The organism is Desulfospira joergensenii DSM 10085 (assembly GCF_000420085.1).
Lineage (GTDB): Bacteria > Desulfobacterota > Desulfobacteria > Desulfobacterales > Desulfobacteraceae > Desulfospira > Desulfospira joergensenii.
This window is the reverse complement of the sequence record NZ_ATUG01000001.1, coordinates 1,618,828-1,645,629: the sequence shown is the minus strand read 5'-3', so window position 1 is coordinate 1,645,629 and position 26,802 is coordinate 1,618,828. Positions and strand designations below refer to the sequence as shown.

Genomic DNA, 26,802 nt, shown 5'->3' with positions numbered 1-26,802 from the left:
CGGAGGCCACCCTCAATTACTCATTCTCAATTCAAAGACCTGCCACACCCCTGGCAAGGCGTTTAAGTGCTTTTTCCAGGTTTTCCGAAGAGGTGGCAAAGGAGATGCGGACATACCCTTCTCCGTTTTCTCCGAATATGGATCCCGGCACCACGGCCACCTTGTGTTCCCTGGCCATATACTTGGCAAAATCCCAGGAACTCATCCCCAGGGACGAGATATTGGGAAAGGCGTAAAAGGTGGATTCCGGTTTGATGCAGGAGATCCCCGGAATGCTGTTCAAGCCTTCATAGACCAGTTCCCGGCGCCGGGCATACCGTTGGACCATCTGCTCTACACAGTCCTGGGAGCCTGTGATGGCGGCCAGGGCCGCCCGCTGGGCCACAGCGGTCACGCCCGAGACCATGTGCTCCATGAGTTTTTCCATCTCAGAGATAATGGCCCGGTGTCCGGCCACGTACCCTACCCGCCAGCCGGTCATGGCATAGGATTTGGACAGGGTATAGATGGAGACGGTCAGATCTTTCATCCCCTCAAGGGATCCCATGGATACATGTTCATTTCCGTCAAACAGAATATGTTCGTAGGGTTCGTCCGAGATTACCACGATCTCGTGTTCCCGGCAAAGCCCGGCCACCTGTTCCAGGATATCCCGGTCAAATACCGCACCCGTGGGATTGGAAGGGGTGTTGAGGATGATGGCCTTGGTTTTGGGGGTGATGGCCGCCTTTACATCGGCCGGGTCCAGCTTGAATTTATTCTCCTCCCTTGCCGGAATCCGGACGGGAACACCGCCGAAAAGCCGGATCTGGGAGTAGTAATCATAGCCGGGATCCACCACCATGACCTCGTCTCCGGGGTTGACCAGGTGGAGCATGACGTTGAAAATTCCCTGCATGGCGCCCACGGCGATAAATATCTCCGATTCAGGATCGGCCTTGATCTTGTTTTCCCGTGCAAGTTTTTCGGCCACGGCATCCCGTAAATCCTGGAAGCCGGCTGCCGGCGGATACCGGGTGTATCCCTGGTCAAGCCCTTTTTTGGCTGCATCCCGGATATGAACCGGGGTGTCGAAATCCGGCTGGCCTATTCCTAAGTTCACGATGCCGTCGATCTGGTCGGCCATGGCGAACATGATGCGGATGCCGGACCATTCCACGCCGGCATTCCTTTCTGCAAATAATGACTCAATGCTCATAGTATCACACTCGCTTTAGGGTTTGGCCAGTACCAGGTCTGCCGGCCCTTGGGGTGAGGTTTTCAGTTCAGGTGCATGCTTATCCATGATTTCCATGACAATGGAGGCGATTTTGACTTTTTCTGCGATAAATCCCTCATGCCATTCTTCGCTGATCCAGGGCATGTAGATTTCGTCCTCGGCCGTGCCCGGTTCAAATTTAAAATAGCAGGGTGAAGCCACTTTTGCAATTTCCGGTGCTTCCCAGGCCCTGAAGTTTCCCCCAAAGGAGTTGACTACGATGGTGTAGACATCCAGCGGGATATTGATGGCCTTGCGGATGGAGGCAAGGATGGGCCGGGAAACGTCTGAAATGGGATTCAGGGAGTTGGCCCCTAAACTTTCAACCACCTTGGCCCCGGCTGCAGAGCAGTAGCCGCCGAATACGGAGAATTTAAAGATGGTCTCCGCCGGGATCAATCCTTGTTCTCTCATCTTGTTCAGGATGAAGAGAACCCCTTCGTCATAGACCAGAAATCCCCTGAAACCGGCGTCAATGGCCCTCATGATGTCGGCGATGTGATAGGAGATATTGTCCGATCCCCTGAGGCGGAATCCCTGCATGCTGCCCTCGCGGGTGTTCATTTCCTTGGCTGCGGTGTCCCAGCCCTTGCGGTGTCCCACGGTGATGATGGTTTCGATCTTTGCATCCCTGGCCATCTGGGCCATTGACCGCAGTTCTTCGAAATCGCAATAGGTGCAGCCGCCCACCGTGGCAATGGCCCGGTGGATGGAGATCTGCCGTTTTTCCGCTTCCTTGATCATGGCTTCCATGGTGGAGGCCCGCTCCACCCCGGCAATCTCGATCCTGAAATTGGCGCCGTCGGGAAATGCCTTGCCCGAAGGAGCCAGATCATATCCGTCCCGTCCCGGGATGCCCTGTTTTTCCATGAAGTCTCTGATGGATGTAAGTCTGTCGCTCATTTGAGTGTCCTTTAATTTAGTTTGGTTTGTAGTTTTTCCAATTCACCTTCAACCATTTTATAGGTATGCTCCGGGGCCGGGAACCGGCCTTGTTTCACATCCTCTTTATAGGCTGAAAATGCCTGAATGGTTTTTTCCGCAAGGTTTTCATATTTTTTAACAAACTTAGGGGTAAAGGCCTGAAAAACCCCTGCTACGTCGGAAGAGATCATCAACTGGCCGTCGGCGTCAATGCCGGCACCGATACTGTAAACCGGTATGGTCAGCGTTGTCCTGATGATATCACATACTTCCGGAGGGACTGCTTCCACCAGGAGGGCAAAGGCGCCTGCCTCCTGGATGGCTTTGGCATCTTCGATGAGCTCGTAAGCGGCCCGGGCGGTTCTGCCCTGGGCCTTGAAACCGCCGAGCTGGCCGGAACTCTGGGGGGTGAGCCCGATATGTCCCATAACCAGCATGCCGCCGTCGCAAATGGCGCGGATCTGGGGGCAGACCCTTTTTCCACCCTCCAGCTTGATGGCATCCACACCGGCTTCTTTGTGGAACCGGCCGGCGTTCAATACCGCGTTTTCAACACTGACCTGGTAGGAAAGAAAAGGCATGTCCCCAATGATAAAGGTGGATTTTGCCCCCCTGCGAACGGCTTCACAATGACAGATGCACTGGTCCATGGTCACGGGAACCGTGCCCTCGTACCCATATACACACATGCCCAGGGAATCTCCCACCAGGATCATGTCCATTCCGGCTTTTTCGGCAAAGGATGCGTTCCAATAATCATAGGCCGTGATCCATACGGCTTTTTCTCCGGAATCCTTCATCTGCTGAAGATCCCACCGGGTCAATTTTTTCTTATCCATCTTGCCTCCTTCTGGAGTAAATCAGTGTTGAATCGGATTGTCACAAATAGCGTGACATATGTTGTTTATGTGTGACACTATTTTGAATAAAAGAATTACCCGGATATTGTCAAGGGTTTTTTGATTTTTTTTAAAGGAGGGGAGGGAAAATCGTTTCAGGGGGTTCCCAGCATCTTGGACAGCTCGTCCGAGGCGGTTAAAATGGTGTCTTTTATCTCTTCCAGGGCCCGGTGGGTCAGGCGCATGGATGGACCTGATATGCTCAGGGCATAGGCGGGATAGGAGTTGTGGTCGAAAATGGGGACGGCGATACAGCGAAGGCCCATGGCCATTTCCTCGTCGTCAACGGCATACCGGTTTTTTCTGATCCGGGTGAGTTCCGCCAGGAGTTCCTCTTTGTCCGTGATGGTATTGGGGGCCATCTCAGCCAGGTCCGTGTTCTCTAAATAGTGATCCAGCTCGTGTCCGGGCAGAAAGGCCAGGACGGCCTTGCCAAGGCCTGTACAATAGGCAGGCGCCTTGTCCCCCAGGGCGGAATCCATCCTCAATACCTCAAGGCTGTCGATTTTATCAATGTGAACGATCTCCCCGCCTTTGAAAAGACCCAGGTTGATGGTTTCCTTGAACATCATGGACAACCGGTGCATATAGGGTTTTGCGATTCTTCGGATTTCAAACCGGTTGGCCACCTTTGTGGCCAGGGTCATGATTTTGAGGGTGGGCTGGTATTTGTTGCTGGAATTTTTTTCCACATATCCCAGGTCCTTGAGGGTGGAAATGAACCGGTGGCTTCCGGCCCGGTTGGTCTCCATGAGCCGGGCCGCTTCGCTGACGCTCAACTCCCCGTGCTGGGCCAGAAGTTCCAGGATGCGGATGCCCTTTTCCAGGGAGGCTATTTTATAGTACTTTTTCTCGGCCATGACTCTCCTCAATACAATTGTCACACATACAAGTACACAGTTTTTTAATGAGAGACAGAATAGTAGGAGATTCCTCCGGGGATGTCAAGGAGGAAGAGAACCCGGAAAAAATAGGCTATGATTCTTCCTGCACAGGCAGGCCCGGCCATGGGAAAGGCCTTAAAATCAGAGGCCCAAAATGGTGGTTTTATGAGTTTTAAGGTTGACTTTTTTTGCTCTAACCCTCTATAGATTAAAGATTGTGATTTCTTAGGATAAAATTGGGGGGGAGGCTGAAATGAAGATACTCAAGATCGATCATTTGGGAATTGCTGTATCAAGCATAGACGAAAAGAAGAATTTCTGGACCGATGCCCTGGGGCTCACCTTTGAAGGAACGGAAACCGTGGAGGCCCAGAAGGTGACCACGGCCTTTCTGCCAGTGGGGGAAAGCGAAGTGGAACTGCTGGAATCCACGGCCGACGACGGGCCCGTGGCCAAGTATATCGAAAAAAAGGGAGAGGGCATCCAGCATGTGGCCTTTCGGGTGGAAAATATTGATGAGGCCCTGGAAGAGCTCAAGGCCAAGGGGATTCAGCTCATTGATCAGACCCCCCGCCAGGGAGCCGGCGGCGCCAGGATCGCCTTTCTGCATCCCAAGGCCACATCCGGAGTGCTGGTGGAATTGTGTGAACGAAAATAAGGTTTTAGATTCCAGGCCTGTTTGACTTTGGACCAAGCAATTGAAAAAAAGCAAAGCTGCTGTTCCCGCTGATAACCGTTCTCGCCGATAACGAAAGACTTTATAATTATAAATAGATAGACCGGAGGATAACCATGTCTCAAATGTCTGATATTCAAAACTGGGAAGAACTGGCTGCCAAACAACTCAGGGGAAAGCCCCTGGAGGCGTTGACGAAAAAAACGGCCGAGGGCATTGATATCAAGCCCCTGTATACGGCAAAGGATCTGGAAAAAGTGGAGTTCACGGACACGCTGCCCGGATTCGAACCCTATGTGAGGGGGCCCATGGCCACCATGTATGCGGGCCGGCCCTGGACCATCCGCCAGTATGCCGGGTTTTCCACGGCCAAGGAGTCCAACGATTTTTACCGCAAGAATCTGGCCGCGGGTCAAAAGGGATTGTCCGTGGCCTTTGACCTGGCCACCCACCGGGGATACGACTCAGACCATCCCCGGGTGACCGGGGACGTGGGCAAGGCCGGTGTGGCCATCGACTCGGTTGAGGATATGAAGATCCTCTTTGACCAGATTCCCCTGGATCAGATGTCTGTGTCCATGACCATGAACGGTGCGGTCCTGCCCATCCTGGCCGGGTTTATCGTGGCCGCCGAGGAGCAGGGAGTGAAACATGAGCAGCTCATGGGAACCATCCAGAACGACATCCTCAAAGAGTATCTGACCCGGAACACCTATATCTACCCCCCAGGACCGTCCATGCGGATCGTTTCCGACATCATCGGGTTCTGTTCCAACCACATGCCCAAGTTCAACACCATCTCCATATCCGGCTATCATATGATGGAGGCCGGAGCCGATTCGGTCCTCCAGGCCGCCTTTACCCTGGCCGACGGATTGGAGTACGTTCGGGCGGCCCTGGCGGCCGGCCTGGACATTGACAAGTTTGCCCCCAGACTCTCCTTTTTCTTTGGCATCGGCATGAACTTTTTTATGGAGATCGCCATGCTCAGGGCGGCCCGGTTTCTCTGGGCGGAACTCATGGACCAGTTCAATCCCAAAAACCCCAAATCCAAGATGCTGAGGACCCATTGCCAGACCTCGGGCTGGAGCCTGACCCAGCAGGACCCTTACAACAACGTCATCCGGACCACCCTGGAATGTCTGTCCGCAGTGCTTGGCGGCACCCAGAGCCTGCACACCAATTCCTTTGACGAGGCCGTGGGCCTGCCCACGGAACTCTCCGCCCGGATTTCACGGAACACCCAGATCGTTGTCCAGGAAGAATCCCATATCTGCGATGCCATCGATCCCCTGGGCGGATCCTATTATGTGGAAAGCCTGACCCAGAGCATTGTGGACAGGGTAAGGGAGATTTTAAAGGAGATCGAGGACCTTGGCGGCATGGCCAAGGCCATTGAGTCGGGCATGCCCAAGATGAGAATCGAAGAGGTGGCGGCCCGGCGCCAGGCCCGGATTGACCGGGGAGAAGATGTTATCGTCGGGGTCAACAAGTACCGGGTTGATGAAGAGACCCCTATTCCCGTGCGGGAAGTGTCTGAGACGGTCCGGGAAGAGCAGGTGGCAAGACTGAAGCAGATCCGGCAGGATCGGGACAGCCAGGCGGTTCAAAAAGCCCTGGATGAGATTACCAAGGCCTGTGAGACCGGGGACAATCTTTTGGAGGTCTGTCTGCCTGCCGTCCGGGCCCGGGCCACCGTGGGAGAGATCTCCGATGCCATGGAAAAGGTCTTTTCCCGGTACGTGGCCACCACCCAGTGCATCTCCGGTGTATATGCGGAGAGCGCGGATCCTGTCATCATGGAGTCCCTGAGAAAGCGGACAAATGATTTCAAGGAAAAGACCGGGCGAAGACCCAGGATCCTTCTGGTTAAAATGGGCCAGGACGGCCATGACCGGGGGGTCAAGGTCATTGCCACGGCCTATGCCGATTTCGGATTTGACGTGGACCTGGGACCCATGTTCCAGACCCCGGAGGAAGCCGCCAAAATGGCCGTTGAAAACGACGTTCATGTTGTGGGGGTTTCCAGCCTGGCCGCCGGCCATAAGACATTGGTTCCCAGGATTATTGAAGAGTTGAAAAAGCAGGGGGCATCTGATATTAAAGTCGTGGTCGGGGGAATCATTCCGCCGGGGGATTATGAATTTTTAGAAAAGGCAGGTGCGGCAGGGATCTTCGGACCCGGGACCGTGATCACGGAGGCTGCCAATCGAACGCTCAAGATCATGGAAGCGTAAAAGATATGGTCGTTAATGACCCGGACAGTCTGATCCAGGGGATTTTGGATCAAAACAGGCGGATGATTGCAAAGACCATGACCCTGATCGAGAGCAATCTGCCCGAACATAAGCAGGTTGCCTTCAAGATCATGGAACAGATTCTTCCCAGGACCGGAAAGAGCATCCGCCTGGGCATCACCGGGGTTCCCGGGGTGGGAAAAAGCACCTTCATCGAGAACCTGGGGGTTGAGCTTATCCGTGCCGGCCACAGGGTTGCGGTTCTGGCCGTAGACCCCACCAGCCAGAGAAGCGGAGGCTCCATTCTGGGGGATAAGACCCGGATGGAAAATCTGTCCGCCCATGAAAATGCCTTTATCCGTCCCTCCCCGGCAGGTGAGACCCTGGGAGGTGTGGCCGCCAAAACCCGGGAGATCATGCTGGTCTGTGAAGCGGCCGGCTTTGACGTGATCCTGGTGGAAACCGTGGGTGTGGGACAGTCTGAAACCAGTGTGGCCTCCATGGTCGATTTTTTTCTGGTGCTCATGATCGCCGGGGCCGGGGACGAACTCCAGGGCATTAAAAAAGGGGTTCTGGAACTGGCCGACGGGATCGCCATCAACAAGGCCGACGGCGACAATCTTCCCAAAGTGGAGCGGGCCCGGCTCGACCTTGAAATCGCCATGAAGATGATCTGCTCGGAGACCCCCACCTGGCGCACACCGGTCATGACCTGTTCTTCGGTCATGGACCGGGGAACCCTTCCCGTATGGGAGACGGTCCTGGACCACAGGTCAAAATTCAAGGAGACCGGCGAGTTTGATCAGAGAAGAAAACGCCAGGCCCTGGAATGGATGTGGACCCTGGTCAACGAGGGTCTCAAACAGCGATTTAAAGACAATGCAAAGATAAAGGAACAGATTCCAGTGGTGTCCCGGCAGGTGGAGAACGATAAGATCTCTCCTTCGGCCGGGGCTGAAACCCTGTTATCCTATTTATAAGCAAAGGAAAAATAATGAAGATACACGAATATCAGGCAAAGACGTTGTTCCGGCAGTACAATGTCCCCGTACCTGAGGGCAAGGCTGCCTTTTCCGTTGAAGAGGCCGGACAGGTCGCATCGGGCCTGGGAGGATTTCCCGTGGTGGTCAAGGCCCAGATCCATGCCGGGGGCAGGGGCAAGGGAGGCGGCGTCAAGCTGGCCCATTCCATGGAAGAGGTAAAGAGTCTGGCCGATGAGATTCTGGGAATGACCCTGGTCACCCACCAGACCGGTCCTGAAGGCAGACTGGTTCAAAAGCTTCTCATCGAGGCGGGCCAGAAGATTGAAAAAGAACTCTACCTTTCCCTGCTGGTGGACCGGGCAACGGCCACTGTGGTGATCATGGCCAGCCGGGACGGAGGCATGGACATCGAAGAGGTGGCTGAAAAGACCCCGGAACGGATCATCAAGGTCCATGTGAACCCGCTCATGGGGCTTTCGGGATATCAGATCCGCCAGGTGGGGTTCGGCCTGAAACTGCCGTCGGCGGCCATGAAGAAATTTTCCGGTCTTCTATCCAATCTATATAAATTCTTTGTGGCCAATGACTGCTCCCTGGTGGAGATCAATCCCCTTATCCTCACGGCCGACGATGATGTCCTGGCCCTGGACGCCAAGGTCGATTTTGATTCCAATGCCCTTTTTCGGCACAAGGATCTCCTGGAGCTGCGGGATCTTGACGAGGAAAACCCCCTGGAGGTGGAAGCCTCGAAATACAATCTCAACTATATCAACCTGGACGGGAATGTGGGCAATATCGTCAACGGGGCGGGCCTGGCCATGGCCACCATGGACATCATCAAAAACGCCGGGGCCACCCCGGCCAACTTCATGGACGTGGGCGGCGGGGCCAGTTCAGAGCAGGTGGAAAACGCCTTTCGGATCATCCTGGCCGATGAAAAGGTAAAGGCGGTCCTGATCAACATCTTCGGCGGGATCCTGCGGTGCGACATCTTTGCCCAGGGCGTGGTGGATGCGGCCAAGAAAACCGGGATCAACATCCCTGTGGTGGTCCGCATGGAAGGGACCAATGTGGATACGGGCAAAAAGATCCTGGCCGATGCCGGGCTCAACCTGACCAGTGCAGTCGATCTTTCCGATGCCGCCCAGAAAATTGCCGAAGCCGTCAAATAAAACCGGGAATTCCAGTCATTATAGGAGACTATTGTTTTGAGTATATTTGTAGATAAGAACACCAAGGTCCTGGTCCAGGGAATTACCGGCAACGAGGGCAGTTTCCATGCCAGGAATTGTATTGAATACGGCACCTCCGTGGTGGCCGGGGTGACCCCGGGCAAGGGGGGACAGAAAATGGATGATGTCCCGGTATTCAACACCGTGGCCGAGGCAGTCTCGGAAACCGGGGCCGATGCCTCCCTGATCTTTGTTCCCCCGCCCTTTGGGGCCGATGCCGTCATGGAGGCGGCCGATGCCGGCGTAAAGCTGATCGTGGCCATTACAGAGGGGATTCCCATCCTGGACATGGTCCGGGTGAAAAATTTTCTTGAATCCAGAGAATGCCGGCTCATCGGGCCCAACTGCCCGGGAATCATTACCCCGGAAGAGACCAAGATCGGGATCATGCCGGGAAATATTCATAAAAAAGGAAATATAGGAGTGGTATCCAGATCAGGAACCCTTACCTATGAGGTGGTGGACCAGCTCACCAAGCTTGGCATGGGCCAGTCCACCTGCATCGGTATCGGAGGCGACCCTGTGAACGGAACCAATTTTATAGATGTGCTGTCCGCTTTCCAGGCCGATGACGAGACACAAGCCATTGTCATGGTCGGGGAGATCGGGGGCAGTGCCGAAGAAGAAGCAGCAGCATATATCAAAGCAAACATCACCAAACCGGTGGTCGGCTTTATCGCGGGACTGACAGCACCGCCCGGCAGAAGAATGGGGCATGCCGGCGCAATCATTTCAGGTTCCAGCGGTACAGGCGAAGCAAAGCTCGCAGCTTTCAGGGACAATGGAATCCATGTCTGTGAAAACCTGGGGGAAATCGGCCGGATTTGCAGGGATGTCTTTTAAATGTTTAAGGAGATTACTAAATTGGAAAGTTATATCATTGAATCAAACCAGAAAAAGAGCTCCAGGATTCCTGCGTGGCTGGACCTGACCCAGAGCGGTACAGGTCTGATTCTGGGGCTGTTCATGTGGGTGCACATGCTCCTGGTGGCCAGCATTATCCTGGGAAAAGGCTCTTTTAATTTCGTGGCAAAGACCATGGAGCTGTCCTTTTTGTCGGACACGGGACACGGGTATCCCATTGCCGTCTTCTTTGCCGTTTCCGGCGTGTTTACCCTGTTTATTCTCCATGCCCTCCTGGGCATGAGAAAATTTCCCATTTCCTGGCAGCAGCACAGGATCATCCGGGACCAGATGGGCATGATGAAGCACCAGGATACCAATCTCTGGTATATCCAGGTGGTGACCGGATTTATCATGTTCTTTGCAGGCTCTGTCCATCTTTATACCATGCTCACCCACCCCGGCTCCATTGACCCTTATCTGTCCGCAGACCGGGTGGTCTCGTCCAACTTCTGGTTTCTCTATCTCATCCTCCTGGTCTGCGTGGAGCTCCACGGCACCATCGGGCTGTACCGGCTCTGCATGAAATGGGGATGGTTCCAGGGAAAAAATTTCAAGAGTGCACGGGAAAACCGTAAAAAACTCAAACAGCTGAAGAACCGGCTGGCCATTTTCTTTTTATCCATTGGTGTACTGGCCCTGCTGATTTTTATCGTCATCGGCATCGGGCACAGGGACAGGGTCGGGGAACCTTACCAGGCTGCTTCCCTGACCGGGGAGTCTGCCCTGCATGAAGAACCTGCCGCAGATGAGGAACCCGCTGTTGAAGAGGACGCGGTCCAGGAAGAGCATGGGACTGAAACCCATGAAGCCCTCCCGGTGGAAGAGGTCCATGAAGAAGAGGTTATTCCGGTGGAGGTCCTCGAAACCGAAGAATCCCATATGGCTCCCGAAGTCCATGAATCAGAGGATGCCCACGGGGAAGCGGACCATTCTGAACCCGAAGCCCATGACACCGGTCATGCTGCCGAAGAAACAGTACATTAAGAAGGGAAAATTCAATGAAAGTCATATATACGGATTCACTTGTTATCGGTGGCGGCCTGGCAGGACTGAGGGTGGCCATTGCTTCCATGCAGAGGGGGTATGATACCATCGTCCTTTCGCTGATCCCGGCCAAGAGGTCCCATTCGGCCGCGGCCCAGGGGGGCATGCAGGCAAGTCTCGGCGCCTGTATCAAAGGGGACGGAGACGACGAAGATGTCCACTTTGGGGACACGGTAAAGGGAAGCGACTGGGGATGCGACCAGGATGTGGCCCGGATGTTTGTCAATACATCCCCCAAGGCCATCCGTCAGCTCTCTGCCTGGGGCGTGCCCTGGTCCAGGGTCAGGGGCGGAGACCGGGAGGTCATCATCAACGGTGAAAAGGTCACCATTTCGGAAAAACATGAGGCCCAGGGCCTGATCACGGCCCGGGATTTCGGGGGCACCAAGAAATGGCGGACCTGCTACACCTCGGACGGCACCGGCCATACCATGCTCTATGCCATGGACAACAAGGCCATCCAGATGGGTATTCCGGTCCACGAGAGAAAAGAGGCCATTGCCCTGATCCACGAGGATGATACCTGCTACGGCGCCATTGTCCGGGACCTGATCACAGGAGAACTCATCGCCTATGTGGCCAAGGCCACCACCATTGCCACCGGCGGTTACGGAAGACTTTATTCGGTTTCCACCAACGCGGTCATCTGCGAGGGCATGGGTGCGGCCATTGCCATGGAGACCGGGAAGGCCACCCTGGGCAATATGGAGGCGGTTCAGTTTCACCCCACTGCCATCGTGCCCGTGGGGATCCTGACCACGGAAGGCTGCCGGGGAGACGGCGGGCTTCTTCTGGACAAGGACGGGTACCGGTTCATGCCCGATTATGAACCGGGCAAGAAAGAACTGGCCTCCAGGGACGTGGTGTCCCGGCGCATGACCGAACACATGAGAAAGGGCAAGGGCGTGCCTTCCCGGTACGGAGATCACCTCTGGCTGGATATCACCCTGCTGGGACGGGAGCATATTGAAAAGAACCTGAGGGAAGTCAAGGAGATCTGTGAGTACTTTCTTGGCATTGACCCGGTCAAGGAGTATATCCCGGTCCGGCCCACCCAGCACTACTCCATGGGCGGGGTCAGAACCAAGGCCACGGGGGAAAGCCCGACCCTGAAAGGCCTGTTTTCCGCCGGCGAGGCAGCCTGCTGGGATATGCACGGGTTCAACCGCCTGGGCGGCAATTCCGTTGCCGAAACCGTGGTGGCCGGCATGATCGTGGGTGAGTTTGTGGCGGATTACTGCGGGGCCAACTCCCTGAACGTGTCCACCTCCACCATTGAGCATTTCATGAAAAAGGAAGAAAAGAAGATCACAGACCTTCTGCTCCGGGATTTCGGAGAAAATCCCTTTGAACTCAAGGCCGAGATGCAGAAGATCATGATGGATAAGGTAGGGATCTTCAGGAATGGCGAAGACCTGGAGCAGGCCGTTGAGGAACTCAAGGTCCTGAACCAGAGGGCCAGGAGCATTGCCCTGCGCAACCGGATTTCTTCATCCAATCCGGAACTGGTGGAAGCCCTCAGGGTGCCCAAGATGATCAAACTGGCCCAGTGTGTGGCCTATGGTGCCATGCTCCGGACCGAGAGCCGGGGGGCCCATGCCCGGGAGGATTTTCCCGAGCGGAACGACCGCGACTGGCTCAAGAGGACCCTGACCACCTGGAAGGACGACCATGCCGATCTACCTGAAATTTCCTATGAGGACCTGGATGTCATGAAGATGGAAATGCCTCCGGGATCCCGCGGGTACGGGGTGGACAACACCATTCATCATCCGGACACGGAAAAACGGGTGGCCGAAATTGAAGAGATACAAAGAGCCAACCCAACCGCAGACCGGTTTGAGATGCAGGAACTATTGAATCCGACTCCCATTCCGGAGAAGTTTAAAGGTAAAAATGAGCGTATAGGCAGGGGGTTTAAATAATGAGCGACCAGGAAAGAGTATTAAAGATTCAGGTATTCAGATACAATCCCCAGAAGGCGGGGGACAAGCCCCGCATGGTAACCTACGAGGTCACCGAAGCACCTGGGATGACCATATTCATTGCATTGAACGAGATCCGTGAGCACCAGGACCCCTCCCTCCAGTTTGACTTTGTCTGCCGGGCCGGGATCTGCGGATCCTGCGCCATGGTGATCAACGGCCAGCCCGATCTGGCCTGTCGGACTCTGACCTCAAAGTTTGAAGATGGTCAGATCAAGCTTCTGCCCCTGCCCGGGTTTGAACTCATCGGGGACCTGTCCGTGAACACGGGCAAATTCATGCGGGCCATGAGCGAACGGGTGGAATCCTGGATCCATGACCAGAATGCAGACGATGTCAACTTTGACAAGCTGGAAGAGCGCATGGACCCGGATGTGGCAGACGAGATCTACGAACTGGAACGGTGCGTGGAATGCGGGGCCTGTGTGTCTGCCTGCGCCACCAAGCGCATGCGCCCGGATTTCCTTTCTGCCGTGGGCTTCATGAGACTGGCCCGGTATGCCCTGGATCCCAGGGACAAACGGTCCGATCAGGAGTTCTATGAGATCATGGGCAATGACGACGGCGTGTTCGGCTGCATGACCCTGCTGGGGTGTGAGGACTATTGCCCCAAGGATCTGCCCCATCAGACACAAATCGCCTATCTCAGAAGGAAGATGGCATTAACCAGGTGATGCTTGAACGAATATTCCCCCATTTGCGGCGTTGCTGCAAAATTTCAAGATCCCCACGTACTTCAGTACGCTCTGGTCTTAAAATTTCTTGCGCCTTGCATATGGGCAAATTCTCGCTCAAGCCTGAGTGGCAATACTATTTAATAGTCGGAAAATAAGACAATATCAACGGGCAGCAGGCGGATTACTGCCTTGCTGCCTGTTTGCATAAAAAGGTGGAAAAATGAGTGAATTTAAATATGAATCCATGTTCCCCCTGGGGAAAGACGAAACCGAGTATCGTCTTTTAACAAAGGAGCATGTACGGGTCAGGGAATTTGAGGGGCAGGAGGTTCTCATGGTGGAACCCCAGGCTTTGAGTCTGCTGGCCTCCCAGGCCTTTAAGGATGCGGCCCATCTTTACCGGCCGGAGCATCTGGAAAAACTCAAAATGATCATAGATGATCCGGAGAGTTCGGACAATGACCGGTACGTGGCCCTGGAACTCCTGAAGAATGCCGCCATTGCAGCGGGCAAGGTCTATCCCATGTGCCAGGATACGGGCACGGCCATTGTCATGGCCAAGAAGGGTCAGCAGGTCTGGACCTGGTCCGATGATGAAGAAGAGCTTTCCAGGGGGGCCTTTGAGGCCTATACCCAAAATTATCTGCGGTATTCCCAGAATGCGCCCCTGACCATGTACAAAGAGGCCAACACAAAGACCAATATGCCGGCCCAGATCGATATTGCCGCCATCCGGGGGGAGGAGTACAAGTTCCTCTTCATGGCCAAGGGCGGGGGCTCTGCCAATAAGACCGCCCTGTTCCAGATGACCAAGGCTGTGCTCAACTCCGAAGAAAGTCTTCTGGATTTCATGACGGACAAGATGAAGGCCTTAGGTACGGCTGCCTGTCCCCCCTACCACATCGCCTTTGTCATCGGAGGGACCTCTGCCGAACTCAATTTAAAGGCGGTAAAACTGGCATCTGCCCGGTATCTGGACTCCCTTCCTGAAACGGGCAGTGAGACGGCCCATGCCTTCCGGGACAGGGATCTGGAAGAAAAAGTCCTGGTCCGGTCCCAGGAACTGGGCCTGGGCGCCCAGTTCGGGGGTAAGCATTTTGCCCTGGATATCCGGGTCATCCGCCTGCCCCGCCACGGGGCCTCCTGCCCCATCGGTATCGGGGTATCCTGTTCCGCGGACCGTCAGATAAAGGGCAAGATCACCCGGGACGGGATCTTCCTGGAACAGCTGGAAGAAGATCCGGCAAGGTATCTGCCGAAAACCGAGCCTGAGATGAAGCCGGCTGTGGACATTGATCTTAACCGGCCCATGGACGAGATCCGGGCGGAATTGTCCCGGTATCCCGTTTCCACCCGCCTCTCTCTGACCGGAAAGATCATCGTGGCCCGGGACATTGCCCATGCCAAGTTCATGGAGCGGTTCGAGGACGGTAAAGGCCTGCCCGATTATCTCAAGAACCATATTATCTACTATGCAGGGCCTGCCAAGACCCCGGAGGGAGAAGCCTCGGGTTCCTTCGGCCCCACCACGGCCGGAAGAATGGATCCCTATGTTCCTGTGTTCCAGAAAGAGGGGGCCTCCATGATCATGCTGGCCAAGGGCAACAGAACCCGCCAGGTCACCGACGCCTGCAAAACCTTTGGCGGATTTTACCTGGGCTCTCCGGGCGGTCCTGCGGCCCGGCTGGGCAAGGATTTCATCAAAAAGGTAGAGCTGGTGGAGTACGAAGAACTGGGCATGGAAGCCGTCTACATGATCACCGTTGAAAATTTCCCGGCCTTTATCATCGTGGATGACAAGGGCAATGATTTTTACGCGGACCTTCTGTAAGGTTTTTGCCTGGCAAGATCCTAATAGAATGCCGGGCCGGAATGAATTTCGGGTCCGGCATCCCTTTCAGACCCGTATGGGGAACCCAGTTGGATATTTAAATCAGGTGTGAACAGGGGGATTGACAAGAGGATATGAACACCGGAGGCAGCCCTTTGGGGGAAAATACCGGCAGCCGGGAGAAGAAAAAGAAGAATTTTCTTCTCCGACTGCTGGCCTGGATATCCAGGGGAGCTCAAAGGGCTGAAAAAGACGGCAGTCAATGCCGGTCCTGAGCCAGGAAAGGGTAGCCGGTCCGGCTGACACAATTAAAAATCAACAAAGAAAAATGGATGATGGTTAAGAACCTATGAACAATAGAGTCAAAGGGATTTTACAGAAGATCAATTTTATTGAAACCGATATGGAACTGCACAAACAGATCCTGGTTTCCATCCCCTCGGATCAGAAAGAGGAAATTGAAAAGACAGTGGCCGTCATTGCCGGCATGAAGAACCAGATCCATGAACTGCGCCAGGAAATCCGGGCCATTGATGAGACCGAGTATAACCGGATCATTGCCATTGAACGGGCCGCTGAAAATTTTAAACTCCTGGCCAGGGATAAAAAATTTATCCGGGTCAACACCCTGAATGAGACCGGGGAATGCTTTGTCACCCTGAATGACGGGACCCGGCTGGACTGCCTGGTGGCCGCCCAGGAGGAAAACGGTAACTGGACCCTGCTGACCCTGGAGGGGGAGACCAGGGAGTTTCCATCCGGCCTCATTAAATAGGGTTTGAATGAGAATTCACCCATCTGCGGCGTTGCTTCAAAATTTCAAGGTCCCCACGTACTGCAGTACGCTCCGGCCTTAAAATTTCTTGCGCCTCGTATATGCTTACGCCTTTCTCCAAACATGAAACACGTAGAACAAATCCATGGATACAATAGACATTCTGATCATAGCCCTGGCCCTGGCCATGGACGCGGCCGCCGTGTCTCTGGGCGCGGCCTCAGCCGGATATGCCGGGAATAAAAGGGCGGTCTTCCGGCTGGCCTTTCACTTTGGCCTGTTCCAGGCCCTCATGCCCCTGCTGGGATATTTTCTGGGGATTTCCTTTGTCTCCTATGTCCAGGCCTTTGCCCATTGGATCGCCTTTGCCCTGCTGCTCTTTGTGGGGGGGAGGATGCTGATTTCCGGCATGGACAAAACCGGAGAAACCCTGAAAAAAGATCCTTCAAAGGGGATGACCATGGTGGTCCTGAGCATTGCCGTCAGCCTGGATGCCATGGCCGTGGGCGTAAGCTTTGCCATGATGGAGGTCAGGATCTGGATGCCGGTCCTGGTCATCGGCCTGGTGACTTCGGCAGTTTCCTGGCTGGCCATCATGATCGGAAGGCGGCTGGGAGATCTTTTCGGCAAATCCATGGAGATTGTCGGGGGACTGGTTCTTGTGGGGATCGGGATCCGGATCGTTTTGGCCTGAAAATTGGAGATCCTCAGTCAATTTTTGATTCTATAGACCTTAATTTGCCGGGTTCCTGTTAGGCGATCGAAAAGAGCTGATAAAGTATAAAATGTAATTTATGACGGGGAGCTGAGAGGCCAGGCTTTTTAACCCCAAACTCCGATAAAAAGATAAATTTTCCTAGACCAGAAACCTCCGAAAAGGCCGCTCAGTAGGCCTGGTCCAGCTCGAGAGTTTTGCTCTGTCATTCATCCATAATGTGTCCACATGCGGAGGACTTTAACAGTTTTATCAGGATTTATGACTTGGTATACGATTCTATGTTGAATATTTAATCTTCTAGAATATGCACCAGATAAGTCACCTGCAAGTTTTTCATAGGAAGGAGGAGTTTGGAATGGGTCTGTTTTTAAAATATCTATGATTTCCTCTGCTTTTGATTTTAACCCCGATTTTGATAGTTTCTTTGCATCCTTCTGAGCTTGTTTTGTATAGACAACTTTCCAAATCACCAGTCAAGATCCTCACTGCAATCTTCGACTGGAGTTGACATTCCATCCTGTATGGATTCACGCATTCCAGGGATGTTGAGTAAAAACATTGTTTCTTGAATTGATTTCCAGTCTTCTTCAGAAAGAAGGACCGCATTCCCTCTCTTTCCTGTGATTATAATTGGCTCATGGGATGATGATGTCTGATCAATAAGCCTGTAGAGATTGGAACGGGCTTCTGTTGCAGATAAGATTGTCATATTACCTCCTTGTGTCTTGAATCAACATAATTGTACGGCATGGCGTACGCTTTGTCAAGGTGGTAGTTTTGAGACAGAACATTAATGGAAGAGCGATCGCTTTTCCTGAAATTGTCCAACCACAAGATCTGGTGGCAGGACCAAACAACCAAAATTCAGGTTTATACATAGTATGTGATCCCGGATATGACAACGGATCCTAAAACTCCTCGTCTCCTGCAGCAAAATGTTTTTGACTGCCTTCCTTACAGATGGGATCGACAGGCCCTGGCTCTCGCAATGGAAACCAGCGTTGAAAGCATCCCGAACACGGTAGAACTCACGGCCCGCATCCATAAACACAAAAGCGGTTACTGCTGCAAGGTTTTCCACTTCGGCCCCCTCTATTTCATAGGTGGTTGCCGGACCGAAAGAAAAATAATAAACTTTCCCTCCCCCCGGAAAACACCCTGCATATACCAAGGCCGCCCGAATGTCTGAAATTACATACAAATTAGACATTGCATCCCATCTTTATTCAGGATAATTTGAATCAATCTGGTTCCATCATTAATATATATAGGCCAAGTTCAGTTCGATTAATTCTTTTTGAGAAGTACAATATTATGAAAAAGTTTATATTAATTTTATCCATAGCCATTCTTCAGTCATGTACTTCCAGTTATATTGGATCACGTGTCAATATGGCAGATTCTGCCGTCTGCCCATGTTACAAACTTCCAAAAACATGTGAGTGGGAAGATAATAACTTCAAAATCTCTGCCAGGATCAGCAGATTAGAAGGAAAGAATGAATTTATAATCGATGGAACAGTTACATATATAGGATCTGCTACATGGGAGGCGTTCAAACAAGCTAATTTTACACTATTCCTGATAAATTATGGAAAGATTGTAGATACCGTAAATATCCAAGGAGGGCAGGGCTCATTAGGAAAAACTATAAAATTCAAAAGAGCATTCACAACCGAAAAAGAATTTATAGCTTCTCTTTTTTCATACCAAATGAATGTCAGAGGATAGTCAGTTTCGATATAAAAAACATGGAATCGCCTTAAAAATTCCCATAAAAACCGAGCATTAAAAATAAACTTGGAAACGGATATTAACTTAACATATTGTAATAACTCTTTAACCAGTTTTTAAAAATCTGACATTATGTGCAATATCAAATACATTCAGCCAATTTCCCTGAGATTGAAATCGAGCGTTGTTTTTTGCCTTCTCCACATTCAGAACCCTTGTCAGTCCCACGGCTTCCCGTCAAATCCCACCTAATCCCGCCCTCTATCCAAAAACCTCACATTCCCTGCTAATTCACACATAGGTCTATTTTTGACAACAGCGTACCCGGATCAACAGTCACGAAAGAAAATTCTGGGCAAATCATCACGATGAATTCCCTTGGCCCGCTGTTTCGTTCCCCAGCGCTGTTATGTAATAGGCAGACGCTTTCCAGCTTTTCCCCCATGGTCAACGGATTTGAGATAGCCGTTGCCGGTTTTGTCCCTAATCCCCTGCCAAATTTTTTACAAGCGTTTGCCCCGGATCAGGGATAAGGAATGATTTTTGTTGTCAGAATTTTTCTGGTATAGTGGCTCCTGTTTTACTTTTTGGAGGAGATGCGCCATGCTCAAACCGGATCTGCCCTGTTATGACGACCTTGAAGGAGATTCTCTTCCCAAGGGGTTTTCCAGAGTCATTGACGCCCATGTTCATGTTTTTCCGGATCTGATCTTTCAGGCGGTGAGGGACTGGTTTGATGAGCATGCCTGGAAGACCCGGTACCGGGAAAAGAGTCAGGATTTGATCGCCTTTCTCCTGGATCACGGGGTCGGCCATGTGGTGGCCCTTCAATACGCCCACAAACCCGGGATTGCCGATTTTCTCAACGAGTATATGATCGATATCCAGAACCGTTTCCCGGGCAGGGTGACGGGAATGGCCACGATATTCCCGGGGGAGGACCGGGCCCGGGAAATTCTGGACCGGGCTTTTGAAAAGGGTCTGGGCGGAGTCAAGCTCCACGTCCATGTCCAATGTTTTGACATGGACTCTTTTGAAATGGATGAAGTCTGCGATATCTGTCGGGACCAGGGCAAGCCCCTGGTCATCCATGCCGGAACAGAGCCCAAAAGCGAGCAGTACCGCTGCGATCCTTACGAACTCTGCCGGGCGGACAAGGTCGAACGGATTCTGAAAAATTTTCCAGGGCTTAAGATCTGCGTTCCCCACCTGGGTTTCGGTGAAATCACCGAGTATAAACACCTGGCAGAGAGATACGACAACCTGTGGCTGGATACGGCCATGGTTCTGACCGATTATTTTCCCCTGCCGGAAAAACCGGACCTGTCGACCTATCGAAAAGACCGGATCATGTATGGCTCCGACTTTCCCAACATTCCCTATGCCTGGGACCGGGAATTGATTTGGCTGAGGGATTCCAAAGTATCATCAGAAGATCTGGAAAAGATCCTGTACAAAAATGCGCTCCGTTTTTTTGATATTCAGCGTATCCCGGAAAACGCCTGACGTCCAGGCCCCGGGCGGTGAATCCCATTGAATCCGGTTTTTTAAAATCCATGTTTGCCGGGATGCTGCAAAAAACGAAAGATTTCCGCTTTTTTGCCGGTTTTTTACCTGGGGGGATCCCCCTTGCCATCCTTTTCCTCTTTACTTGAATGTTTGCTAGAAGAAATTCATTCTATAATGGCTTTGCCCTTCAAGAGTATAGTAAAACTCCTAGATAAATAATGGGTTCCGCATCTCCCCTGATTGTATATAAAATGAATTTATGAAATCTTTTTAATTCGTACCTATTTTTATATTCTCTTGACTCAGACCAAGTTCTTATTCTATTATAATAGAGTTTCTCAATAAATTGATTTAGGGTAAGGGAATGAGTAAAAAATCAAATTCCGTCAGCTCTCCCCCACAGGCTTTTGTGGACCGGAAAACCCGGGAAGAAGTGATCAATGCTGTTTTGGGCCCTGATTCAAAATCAATAACTGAAAAAAAAATTCTTGTAATCCCCGCGTCAAGATCCTTAAAAGCCGATTTCGAAGATATCGCAAAAAGCATGAACGCCGACCCCGGTTCGATCCAGTACCGGATTTTAAAATTATATTGTGAAGAAAAAAGAGCCAAGGTGGTCGACGTAAATGTGCTGATGCACAGAATAGAAAACTGGAGCAACGAGCAGCTAAAAGTTCTTGAATTGATCTGCACCTCGGAAGATTTTACCGCCAATGATATTTTAAAATTTGCTGAATCCTTAAAAAGATTTGGAACCAGCCGGATCCTGACGCTTCGCGCGTTTATCGATTTGGAGGGGGTGACACCCGGCTCCCTTCATCAGTTTTTCATGATCAGTATCCCCCAACTCAGACCGGACGATTTAGATCAGGAAGCCTATGAGGAAGAAGTCCGGGAAAAGATGATGACTTCCGATCAAGTCAATGTCTTTTATAATATCTGCAGCCGGATACCGGACATCCCCACGAAAACGGCCATAGCCCTTCTTCCCAAAGCCCGTCAGATGAAACAGCAGCACGCCCAGGTAATGAACACCTTTTTAAAAGAATCTGTTTTTTTCGGGGATAAGCCCATCACCAGCGAAAACATAGTGGGACTGGTCAATCTGTGGCTGAGCCTGCCCGAGATTATCGACACGGTCAGGTTCAATAATCTGCTCAAGAGGCTCTCCCGGAAACCGGATGCAAAAAAAAGCGATTTCCAATTTCTTATCCAGTCCTATAAAGAAGAAATAGAAAGGGAAACAGGGAAAGGCGGCGGAAAAAAAGGCTTTGGCCTTCACACTTTTTTCTCCTGAAGTCAATCCAAACAATTATCGGGAAATTGTTCCTGCCGGTTTCAGATTCCTGGAACATTCCGGCAGTAATCCACGCTTCTCCTCAAAGCGGCCCGTTCCGTTTCCAACGCCGGGTTCATATCATCCAAGGGCGGCAAGCTATAAAAAACGGCCTGAAAAGCCATCCCCAAATTTAAAATTAAACATTCATTCCCCCTGAAAAAATTAAGTTTATATATAGTTTGCATGTTTTGCCCCTGACCCAATCCATGGATGAATTGACTTTATATGCCTGCCCGGGTAATAAGGGGCATGAACATCATCAATACCATCCGCCGGGAAACCGGACTCAGGGAAAAACAGATAGGGGCGGTTCTGGATCTGCTGGAAAAGGGAGGAACGATTCCTTTTATTGCCAGATACAGAAAAGAGCAGACAGGGTCCATGGATGAGGTGGCCATATCCGATATCCGGGACAGGGCAAAGGCCTTAAAGGAACTGGGGGAACGCAAAGAGTCCATTCTCAAGTCGCTTAGGGAAAGGCAGCTTTATACGGAGGACCTGGACCGTCAGATCCGGCAGGCCCCGACCATGGCAGCTCTTGAGGATGTCTATGAAAAATATCGGCCCAAGAAAAGAACCCGTGCCATGGCCGCCCGGGAAAAGGGCCTGGAACCCCTGGCCCGGATGCTCCTGGAACCGGGCCCTCCCGGGGATCTTGAAAAAGAGGCGAAAAGGAGAATCGGACCGGATGTTCCCACCGGGGAAGAGGCCTGGGCCGGAGCCCGGGACATCATCGCCGAGATGATCAACGAAGATGCCCGGGTCCGGGCCGGAATAAGAGACCTTTTCATAAAATCCGCTCAGATCCGGTCGGAGATGATCAAGGGGAAAGAAGAGGAGGGTGCCAAGTTCAGGGATTATTTTGACTGGAACGAACCGGCATTCAAGGCCCCCTCCCACAGGATCCTGGCCATGCTGAGGGGATCAAGGGAAAAGATTCTCCGGGTCCATGTGCTGCCCGATGGGGACAGGGCCATGGAGATTATCCATGCCTCTTATCCGGGGAAAAAACAGGTCTGCCCCAAAGCCCGGGACCAGGTGAGGGAGGCGGCCCGGGATGCCTATAAGCGCCTGCTGTCCAAATCCATTGAAAAGGAGAGCCTGGGACTTCTCAAGCTCAAGGCCGATGAAAAGGCGGTTGCGGTTTTCTCCGATAATTTAAGACAGGTGCTTTTATCCCCGCCCATGGGGGAAAAGCCGACCCTGGCAATAGATCCCGGGTTCCGGACCGGATGCAAGGTGGCCTGCCTGGATGCCACGGGAAAGCTTCTCCACCACGATGTGATTTTTCCCCATACGGAAAAAGGCCGTGGGCGGGGCGGACAGCTGATCCAAAAACTGGTCACCCAATACGGGATCCGGGCCGTGGCCGTGGGAAACGGCACTGCCGGCCGGGAAACCGAAGATTTTGTCCGGGAACTGGATCTGCCCGAAGATGTGGATGTGGTTATGGTGGATGAAAGCGGGGCATCTGTTTATTCGGCCTCGGAAACGGCCCGGCAGGAATTTCCCGATCATGATATCACCGTGCGGGGGGCGGTTTCCATCGGCCGTCGTCTCATGGACCCCCTGGCGGAACTGGTCAAGGTGGAGCCCAAATCCATTGGCGTGGGGCAGTACCAGCACGATGTGGATCAGAATCTTCTCCAGACCGCCCTGGACGATGTGGTGGTCTCCTGCGTCAACCGGGTCGGGGTGGAGGCCAATACCGCTTCAAAGGAGCTTCTGGCCCGGGTGTCGGGGCTGAACAAGACCATTGCCGCCAACATGGTTCAGTACAGGGACGAAAAAGGATCCTTTTCATCGAGAAAGGAATTTTTAAAGGTTCCCCGGCTGGGTCCCAAGGCCTTTGAACAGGCAGCCGGGTTCCTGCGGATTCAAAACGGGAAAAATCCCCTGGATAAAAGCGGAATCCATCCCGAGTCCTACCCCATTGTAAAGCAGATGGCCGGGGACCTGGGGTGCGGGATAGATCAGATCATGATGAATCCGGCCGGGATCCGGAACATCGATCTTGAAAATTATGTAACGGATACCACGGGATTGCCCACCCTGAAAGATATCGTCTCGGAGCTTGCCAGTCCTGGAAGAGATCCCAGAAAGCCTTTCCAGGTCTTTTCCTTTGATAAAAGCATCCATGAGATGAAAGACCTGATCCCGGGCATGGAAGTCCCGGGTATCGTCACCAATGTCACGGCCTTTGGCGCCTTTGTGGACATCGGGGTTCACCAGGACGGTCTGGTCCACATCAGCCAGCTGGCCGACCGGTTCGTCAAGGATCCCAATGAGATCGTCAAGGTGAGGCAGCAGGTCCGGGTCCGCATCCTGGAGGTGGATATTCAGCGCAAGCGGATCTCCCTTTCCATGAAAGATCAAAGAAAAATTCGTTGAAAAAAAAAGATATCATGGTAGAGTATTCATGGTATCGTTCCTGATCCGAGACAATTTCATCTTGCATCGGCTCTGTTCAGGACCCATCTTAATATGTGATACCGCAACAGGTATTATGTAAGACGAAATTCATAGCATGTAAAAATCAATTTGTCACAATAGATTGTTCGGTTTCACGGACTGAACAGATGACAGGGGAAGTATCGATTTACAAGGAGATAACCCAATGAAGACTTTGATGAAATGGGGACTGATTGCAGGCGTCGTTGTCGTCCTGCTCATTGTGGGGGCCATTGTTCTGGTCCCCAGGTTTGTGGATGTGAAACAGTATAAACCCAAAATTGAAGAGCTGGTCTCCGAGCAGACCGGACGGTCCTTTTCCATGGGAGATGAGATCGATATTTCCGTTTTCCCCTGGGTCGGCGTCAGGCTTTCAGACATCCGTCTGGGCAGCCCAAAGGGATTTACCTCCCCGGACATGGTAAAGGTCAAGGGGTTTGAGGTCAGGCTCAAGGTGATGCCCCTGCTGAGCCGGCAGGTGCAGGTCAAGACCTTTGTGGTGGATTCACCTGAAATTTATCTGGAAAAGAACAAAGCCGGAACCGGTAACTGGGAAGGTCTGGGAACCGCCGGCAGGGATAAATCCGCTGAAAAGAAAACTGAAGAATCAGGGGAGGACCGGAACGCTTCCGGGGAACTGCCCATCAAATCCCTGATGGTGGACCGGTTCTCCATCATCAACGGCCTGGTGGTTTACTCGGATCCCGGCGCAGGCCTGACAAAAAAGCTTACGGACTTTAATCTGGATCTCACGGAGATCAGTCTGGATAAGCCGTTTTTAATGGAATTGTCCGCCAAACTGGATGAGAAGCTCTTTGCCCTTAAAACAAAACTTCAGGCAAGCCCGTCGGCCATATCCCTGTCCGACGGAACTTTTACACTGGACGATTCCACCCTTTCTTTTGCGGCCGGAATTAAAGAGTTTGAAAAGCCCAATATCTCATTTGACCTGAACCTGGATCAGATTGATCTGGACCGGTATCTGCCTGGGGCAAAGGCAGGAGAAGGGGAAAAGGCAAAGCCGGGAGAGAAGAAAAAAGCAGAATCCAAACCGGCCAAGGCCGGAAAAAGCTCTTCTCCGGATTATACGGCCCTGAGAAAAATGGTGGTGGACGGCCAGGTCAAGGTGGGCCGCCTCAAGGCGTCCAATATCACCATCCAGGATTTTACCGCCCATGTAACGGGCAAAAACGGGGTGTTTAACCTGGATCCCCTCTCCCTGAATCTCTACCAGGGAAGTGTGGCTGCAAAAGCCGGCCTGGATGTGAGGAAAAACAGGCCCGCAACTCGTCTCAGCCTGGATGCCAAGGGAATCCAGGCAGGTCCCTTGATCAAAGACGGGGCTTCCATGGAGGTCATTGAAGGCACCCTGGCCGCCGGAATGAATCTGGCCATGACCGGGGATACCCCGGAGATGGTCAAAAAGAGCCTTACGGGCAAGGGCGAAGTCTCCTTTACCGACGGGGCGGTCATCGGTGTGGACCTGGCCAATATGGTCAGGAATGTGGGCAGCAAACTGGGGGTTTCCCAAACCCCGGACCAGAAACCCCGGACAGACTTCAGCGAACTGAAGATCCCCTTTTCCGCGGGAAACGGCCTGGCAAATGTCCAGGATGCCAGCCTGGTATCCCCCCTGCTCAGGGTCCTGGTAAAGGGCAGCGCCCACCTTATCAAAGAGACCCTGGATTTCAGGGTGGACCCCAAGTTTGTGGCTACCCTGAAGGGACAGGGAGATACCAAGGAACGCTCCGGCCTCATGGTCCCGGTTCTGGTGACCGGAACCTTTGCCGAGCCCAAGATCCGGCCGGATCTGAAGGGTATGCTGGGCAAGGACATCACGGATCCCAAGAAACTGCAGCAGCTCATCCAGGGCGATGGCTCCGGCCAGGATGGCAAATCCATTGAAGAGGAGGCCAAGGGCCTTCTGAAAGGACTTCTGGGGAACTGAGTATGAAACAGGCAAAGAGATACGCTAGAAATATAGTGGCCGGGGCCTGCATGGTCCTGGCCCTTTCCTGGACTGCCGGCATTTCCCGGGCCGGAACTTCCTGGCTGGACAAGGGGTCTGACCTTCTCAAGTCCCTGGGGGGCGGAAACGATCAGGCAGAAACATCATCCGGGCTCAGTTCCGGGCTTTCCCTGGAAGAGATTGTGGCCGGCCTGAAACAGGCCCTGAAAATCGGATCTGAAAACGTGGTCAAACAGCTGGGAACCGTGGACGGATTCAACAAGGACGAACTCATCCACATCCCTTTGCCGGAAAATCTTTCCATGGCCAAGAATCTGCTGGACAAGGCCGGATTCTCATCCCTGACCCGGGATCTGGAACTGAAACTCAACCGGGCGGCCGAGGCAGCAACTCCCAAGGCAAAACAACTCTTCCTGAACGCCATATCCCAGATGAGTTTTGAGGATGCCAGGTCCATTTACAAGGGGGCGGACGATGCCGCCACCCAATATTTTAAGGAAAAGATGTCCCCGGACCTGGCCCAGGCCATGGAGCCGGTGATTGAAGATGCCCTGTCCCAGGTCCAGGCGGTCCAGGCCTATGATACCATGATGGAAAACTATAAGAGCCTGCCCTTTGTGCCGGACGTAAAGGCCGATCTTACCGGCCATGTCATTGACAAGGGCATGGAGGGCATCTTCTATTATATGGCCGAAGAGGAGAAGGCCATCCGGCAGGATCCGGTCAAACGGACCACGGAATTGCTCCGGAAACTCTTTAAATAGTATCAAA

25 protein-coding genes are annotated in these 26,802 nt (G+C 52.6%); 18 read left to right on the top strand and 7 right to left on the bottom strand.

Annotated features, from left to right (window positions below):
* Window positions 1–31: 31 nt before the first annotated feature.
* The 4 genes from F608_RS0108260 to F608_RS0108245 all read right to left on the bottom strand — a co-directional run bounded on the left by F608_RS0108260 (window position 32) and on the right by F608_RS0108245 (window position 3,941).
* Window positions 32–1,159, bottom strand: a complete 1,128-nt coding sequence (locus F608_RS0108260) for a pyridoxal phosphate-dependent aminotransferase (RefSeq protein ID WP_161626838.1) — start codon at window positions 1,157–1,159, stop codon at window positions 32–34.
* 54 nt (window positions 1,160–1,213) lie between these two features.
* Window positions 1,214–2,161 carry a hypothetical protein gene (locus tag F608_RS0108255; RefSeq protein WP_022665161.1) on the bottom strand — a complete coding sequence of 316 codons (948 nt, stop codon included), beginning with the start codon at window positions 2,159–2,161 and terminating at the stop codon, window positions 1,214–1,216.
* 11 nt (window positions 2,162–2,172) lie between these two features.
* Window positions 2,173–3,021: a 3-methyl-2-oxobutanoate hydroxymethyltransferase gene (panB, locus tag F608_RS0108250; protein WP_022665160.1), complete on the bottom strand. Its 849-nt coding sequence runs from the start codon at window positions 3,019–3,021 to the stop codon at window positions 2,173–2,175.
* A 155-nt stretch (window positions 3,022–3,176) separates the two neighbouring features.
* Window positions 3,177–3,941 (bottom strand): IclR family transcriptional regulator, encoded by a 765-nt coding sequence (locus tag F608_RS0108245; RefSeq protein WP_022665159.1) that lies wholly within the window; start codon window positions 3,939–3,941, stop codon window positions 3,177–3,179.
* A 277-nt stretch (window positions 3,942–4,218) separates the two neighbouring features.
* Between F608_RS0108245 and mce the strand changes: the two genes are divergently transcribed.
* From mce to F608_RS0108180, 12 genes are all read left to right on the top strand, one after another.
* Complete coding sequence (mce, locus tag F608_RS0108235; RefSeq protein ID WP_022665157.1) at window positions 4,219–4,623, top strand: methylmalonyl-CoA epimerase; 405 nt, start codon at window positions 4,219–4,221, stop codon at window positions 4,621–4,623.
* Between the two features lie 134 nt (window positions 4,624–4,757).
* Window positions 4,758–6,878: a methylmalonyl-CoA mutase gene (gene scpA, locus F608_RS0108230; protein ID WP_022665156.1), complete on the top strand. Its 2,121-nt coding sequence runs from the start codon at window positions 4,758–4,760 to the stop codon at window positions 6,876–6,878.
* 5 nt (window positions 6,879–6,883) lie between these two features.
* Window positions 6,884–7,858: a methylmalonyl Co-A mutase-associated GTPase MeaB gene (gene meaB, locus F608_RS0108225; protein WP_022665155.1), complete on the top strand. Its 975-nt coding sequence runs from the start codon at window positions 6,884–6,886 to the stop codon at window positions 7,856–7,858.
* A 14-nt stretch (window positions 7,859–7,872) separates the two neighbouring features.
* Complete coding sequence (gene sucC, locus F608_RS0108220) at window positions 7,873–9,033, top strand: ADP-forming succinate--CoA ligase subunit beta (RefSeq protein ID WP_022665154.1); 1,161 nt, start codon at window positions 7,873–7,875, stop codon at window positions 9,031–9,033.
* 36 nt (window positions 9,034–9,069) lie between these two features.
* Window positions 9,070–9,936: a succinate--CoA ligase subunit alpha gene (gene sucD, locus F608_RS0108215; protein ID WP_022665153.1), complete on the top strand. Its 867-nt coding sequence runs from the start codon at window positions 9,070–9,072 to the stop codon at window positions 9,934–9,936.
* A 21-nt stretch (window positions 9,937–9,957) separates the two neighbouring features.
* Window positions 9,958–10,983: a fumarate reductase cytochrome b subunit gene (locus tag F608_RS31160; RefSeq protein WP_022665152.1), complete on the top strand. Its 1,026-nt coding sequence runs from the start codon at window positions 9,958–9,960 to the stop codon at window positions 10,981–10,983.
* A gap of 14 nt (window positions 10,984–10,997) precedes the next feature.
* Entirely contained in the window at window positions 10,998–12,968 is a 1,971-nt protein-coding gene (locus tag F608_RS0108205; protein WP_022665151.1) for a fumarate reductase flavoprotein subunit, read from the top strand.
* Complete coding sequence (locus tag F608_RS0108200) at window positions 12,968–13,702, top strand: fumarate reductase iron-sulfur subunit (protein ID WP_022665150.1); 735 nt, start codon at window positions 12,968–12,970, stop codon at window positions 13,700–13,702. The genes F608_RS0108205 and F608_RS0108200 overlap by 1 nt, the downstream gene beginning before the upstream one ends.
* Before the next feature lie 223 nt (window positions 13,703–13,925).
* The gene (locus F608_RS0108195) at window positions 13,926–15,536 is read left to right on the top strand and encodes a fumarate hydratase (protein WP_022665149.1); all 1,611 of its coding nucleotides are present in this window, start codon (window positions 13,926–13,928) and stop codon (window positions 15,534–15,536) included.
* Between the two features lie 134 nt (window positions 15,537–15,670).
* Window positions 15,671–15,811, top strand: coding sequence for a hypothetical protein (locus tag F608_RS36135; protein ID WP_022665148.1), 141 nt, complete (start codon window positions 15,671–15,673; stop codon window positions 15,809–15,811).
* 74 nt (window positions 15,812–15,885) lie between these two features.
* Window positions 15,886–16,311 carry a hypothetical protein gene (locus F608_RS0108185; protein WP_022665147.1) on the top strand — a complete coding sequence of 142 codons (426 nt, stop codon included), beginning with the start codon at window positions 15,886–15,888 and terminating at the stop codon, window positions 16,309–16,311.
* 145 nt (window positions 16,312–16,456) lie between these two features.
* On the top strand, window positions 16,457–17,005 hold the full coding sequence (locus F608_RS0108180) for a manganese efflux pump MntP (protein WP_022665146.1): 549 nt from the start codon (window positions 16,457–16,459) through the stop codon (window positions 17,003–17,005).
* Window positions 17,006–17,235: 230 nt separating this feature from the next.
* Here the strand turns inward: F608_RS0108180 and F608_RS0108175 are convergent, their stop codons facing one another.
* The 3 genes from F608_RS0108175 to F608_RS0108165 form a co-directional block, all read right to left on the bottom strand.
* Entirely contained in the window at window positions 17,236–17,499 is a 264-nt protein-coding gene (locus F608_RS0108175; RefSeq protein ID WP_022665145.1) for a Txe/YoeB family addiction module toxin, read from the bottom strand.
* Window positions 17,496–17,738 (bottom strand): type II toxin-antitoxin system Phd/YefM family antitoxin, encoded by a 243-nt coding sequence (locus F608_RS0108170; protein WP_022665144.1) that lies wholly within the window; start codon window positions 17,736–17,738, stop codon window positions 17,496–17,498. Before F608_RS0108170 ends, F608_RS0108175 begins: the two co-directional genes overlap by 4 nt.
* An 81-nt stretch (window positions 17,739–17,819) precedes the next feature.
* Window positions 17,820–18,239, bottom strand: a complete 420-nt coding sequence (locus F608_RS0108165; RefSeq protein ID WP_022665143.1) for a hypothetical protein — start codon at window positions 18,237–18,239, stop codon at window positions 17,820–17,822.
* Window positions 18,240–18,343: 104 nt separating this feature from the next.
* On the opposite strand from F608_RS0108165, the gene F608_RS0108160 reads away from it, so the two are divergent.
* From F608_RS0108160 to F608_RS0108125, 6 genes are all read left to right on the top strand, one after another.
* A complete protein-coding gene (locus F608_RS0108160) occupies window positions 18,344–18,760 on the top strand; it encodes a hypothetical protein (RefSeq protein ID WP_153307467.1) in 417 nt (138 codons plus the stop codon).
* A 606-nt stretch (window positions 18,761–19,366) separates the two neighbouring features.
* Window positions 19,367–20,269: an amidohydrolase family protein gene (locus F608_RS0108155; protein WP_022665141.1), complete on the top strand. Its 903-nt coding sequence runs from the start codon at window positions 19,367–19,369 to the stop codon at window positions 20,267–20,269.
* A gap of 367 nt (window positions 20,270–20,636) precedes the next feature.
* Window positions 20,637–21,569, top strand: a complete 933-nt coding sequence (locus F608_RS0108145) for a hypothetical protein (RefSeq protein ID WP_022665139.1) — start codon at window positions 20,637–20,639, stop codon at window positions 21,567–21,569.
* Between the two features lie 291 nt (window positions 21,570–21,860).
* Window positions 21,861–24,002, top strand: coding sequence for a Tex family protein (locus F608_RS0108135; RefSeq protein WP_027362578.1), 2,142 nt, complete (start codon window positions 21,861–21,863; stop codon window positions 24,000–24,002).
* A gap of 226 nt (window positions 24,003–24,228) precedes the next feature.
* A complete protein-coding gene (locus tag F608_RS0108130; RefSeq protein ID WP_022665136.1) occupies window positions 24,229–26,010 on the top strand; it encodes an AsmA family protein in 1,782 nt (593 codons plus the stop codon).
* A 2-nt stretch (window positions 26,011–26,012) separates the two neighbouring features.
* A complete protein-coding gene (locus F608_RS0108125) occupies window positions 26,013–26,795 on the top strand; it encodes a DUF4197 domain-containing protein (protein WP_022665135.1) in 783 nt (260 codons plus the stop codon).
* The last annotated feature ends 7 nt before the right edge of the window (window positions 26,796–26,802 follow it).

Coding starts and splice junctions, on each gene's coding strand:
- F608_RS0108155 (WP_022665141.1), top strand. CDS start 19,367: ATGCTCAAACCGGATCTGCCCTGTTATGACGACCTTGAAGGAGATTCT.
- sucC (WP_022665154.1), top strand. CDS start 7,873: ATGAAGATACACGAATATCAGGCAAAGACGTTGTTCCGGCAGTACAAT.
- F608_RS0108180 (WP_022665146.1), top strand. CDS start 16,457: ATGGATACAATAGACATTCTGATCATAGCCCTGGCCCTGGCCATGGAC.
- F608_RS0108130 (WP_022665136.1), top strand. CDS start 24,229: ATGAAGACTTTGATGAAATGGGGACTGATTGCAGGCGTCGTTGTCGTC.
- F608_RS0108145 (WP_022665139.1), top strand. CDS start 20,637: ATGAGTAAAAAATCAAATTCCGTCAGCTCTCCCCCACAGGCTTTTGTG.
- F608_RS0108200 (WP_022665150.1), top strand. CDS start 12,968: ATGAGCGACCAGGAAAGAGTATTAAAGATTCAGGTATTCAGATACAAT.
- F608_RS0108195 (WP_022665149.1), top strand. CDS start 13,926: ATGAGTGAATTTAAATATGAATCCATGTTCCCCCTGGGGAAAGACGAA.
- meaB (WP_022665155.1), top strand. CDS start 6,884: ATGGTCGTTAATGACCCGGACAGTCTGATCCAGGGGATTTTGGATCAA.
- F608_RS0108135 (WP_027362578.1), top strand. CDS start 21,861: ATGAACATCATCAATACCATCCGCCGGGAAACCGGACTCAGGGAAAAA.
- scpA (WP_022665156.1), top strand. CDS start 4,758: ATGTCTCAAATGTCTGATATTCAAAACTGGGAAGAACTGGCTGCCAAA.
- F608_RS0108245 (WP_022665159.1), bottom strand. CDS start 3,941: ATGGCCGAGAAAAAGTACTATAAAATAGCCTCCCTGGAAAAGGGCATC.
- F608_RS0108185 (WP_022665147.1), top strand. CDS start 15,886: ATGAACAATAGAGTCAAAGGGATTTTACAGAAGATCAATTTTATTGAA.
- mce (WP_022665157.1), top strand. CDS start 4,219: ATGAAGATACTCAAGATCGATCATTTGGGAATTGCTGTATCAAGCATA.
- F608_RS0108205 (WP_022665151.1), top strand. CDS start 10,998: ATGAAAGTCATATATACGGATTCACTTGTTATCGGTGGCGGCCTGGCA.
- panB (WP_022665160.1), bottom strand. CDS start 3,021: ATGGATAAGAAAAAATTGACCCGGTGGGATCTTCAGCAGATGAAGGAT.
- F608_RS0108125 (WP_022665135.1), top strand. CDS start 26,013: ATGAAACAGGCAAAGAGATACGCTAGAAATATAGTGGCCGGGGCCTGC.
- F608_RS0108255 (WP_022665161.1), bottom strand. CDS start 2,161: ATGAGCGACAGACTTACATCCATCAGAGACTTCATGGAAAAACAGGGC.
- F608_RS0108165 (WP_022665143.1), bottom strand. CDS start 18,239: ATGTCTAATTTGTATGTAATTTCAGACATTCGGGCGGCCTTGGTATAT.
- F608_RS0108160 (WP_153307467.1), top strand. CDS start 18,344: ATGAAAAAGTTTATATTAATTTTATCCATAGCCATTCTTCAGTCATGT.
- F608_RS0108170 (WP_022665144.1), bottom strand. CDS start 17,738: ATGACAATCTTATCTGCAACAGAAGCCCGTTCCAATCTCTACAGGCTT.
- F608_RS36135 (WP_022665148.1), top strand. CDS start 15,671: ATGAACACCGGAGGCAGCCCTTTGGGGGAAAATACCGGCAGCCGGGAG.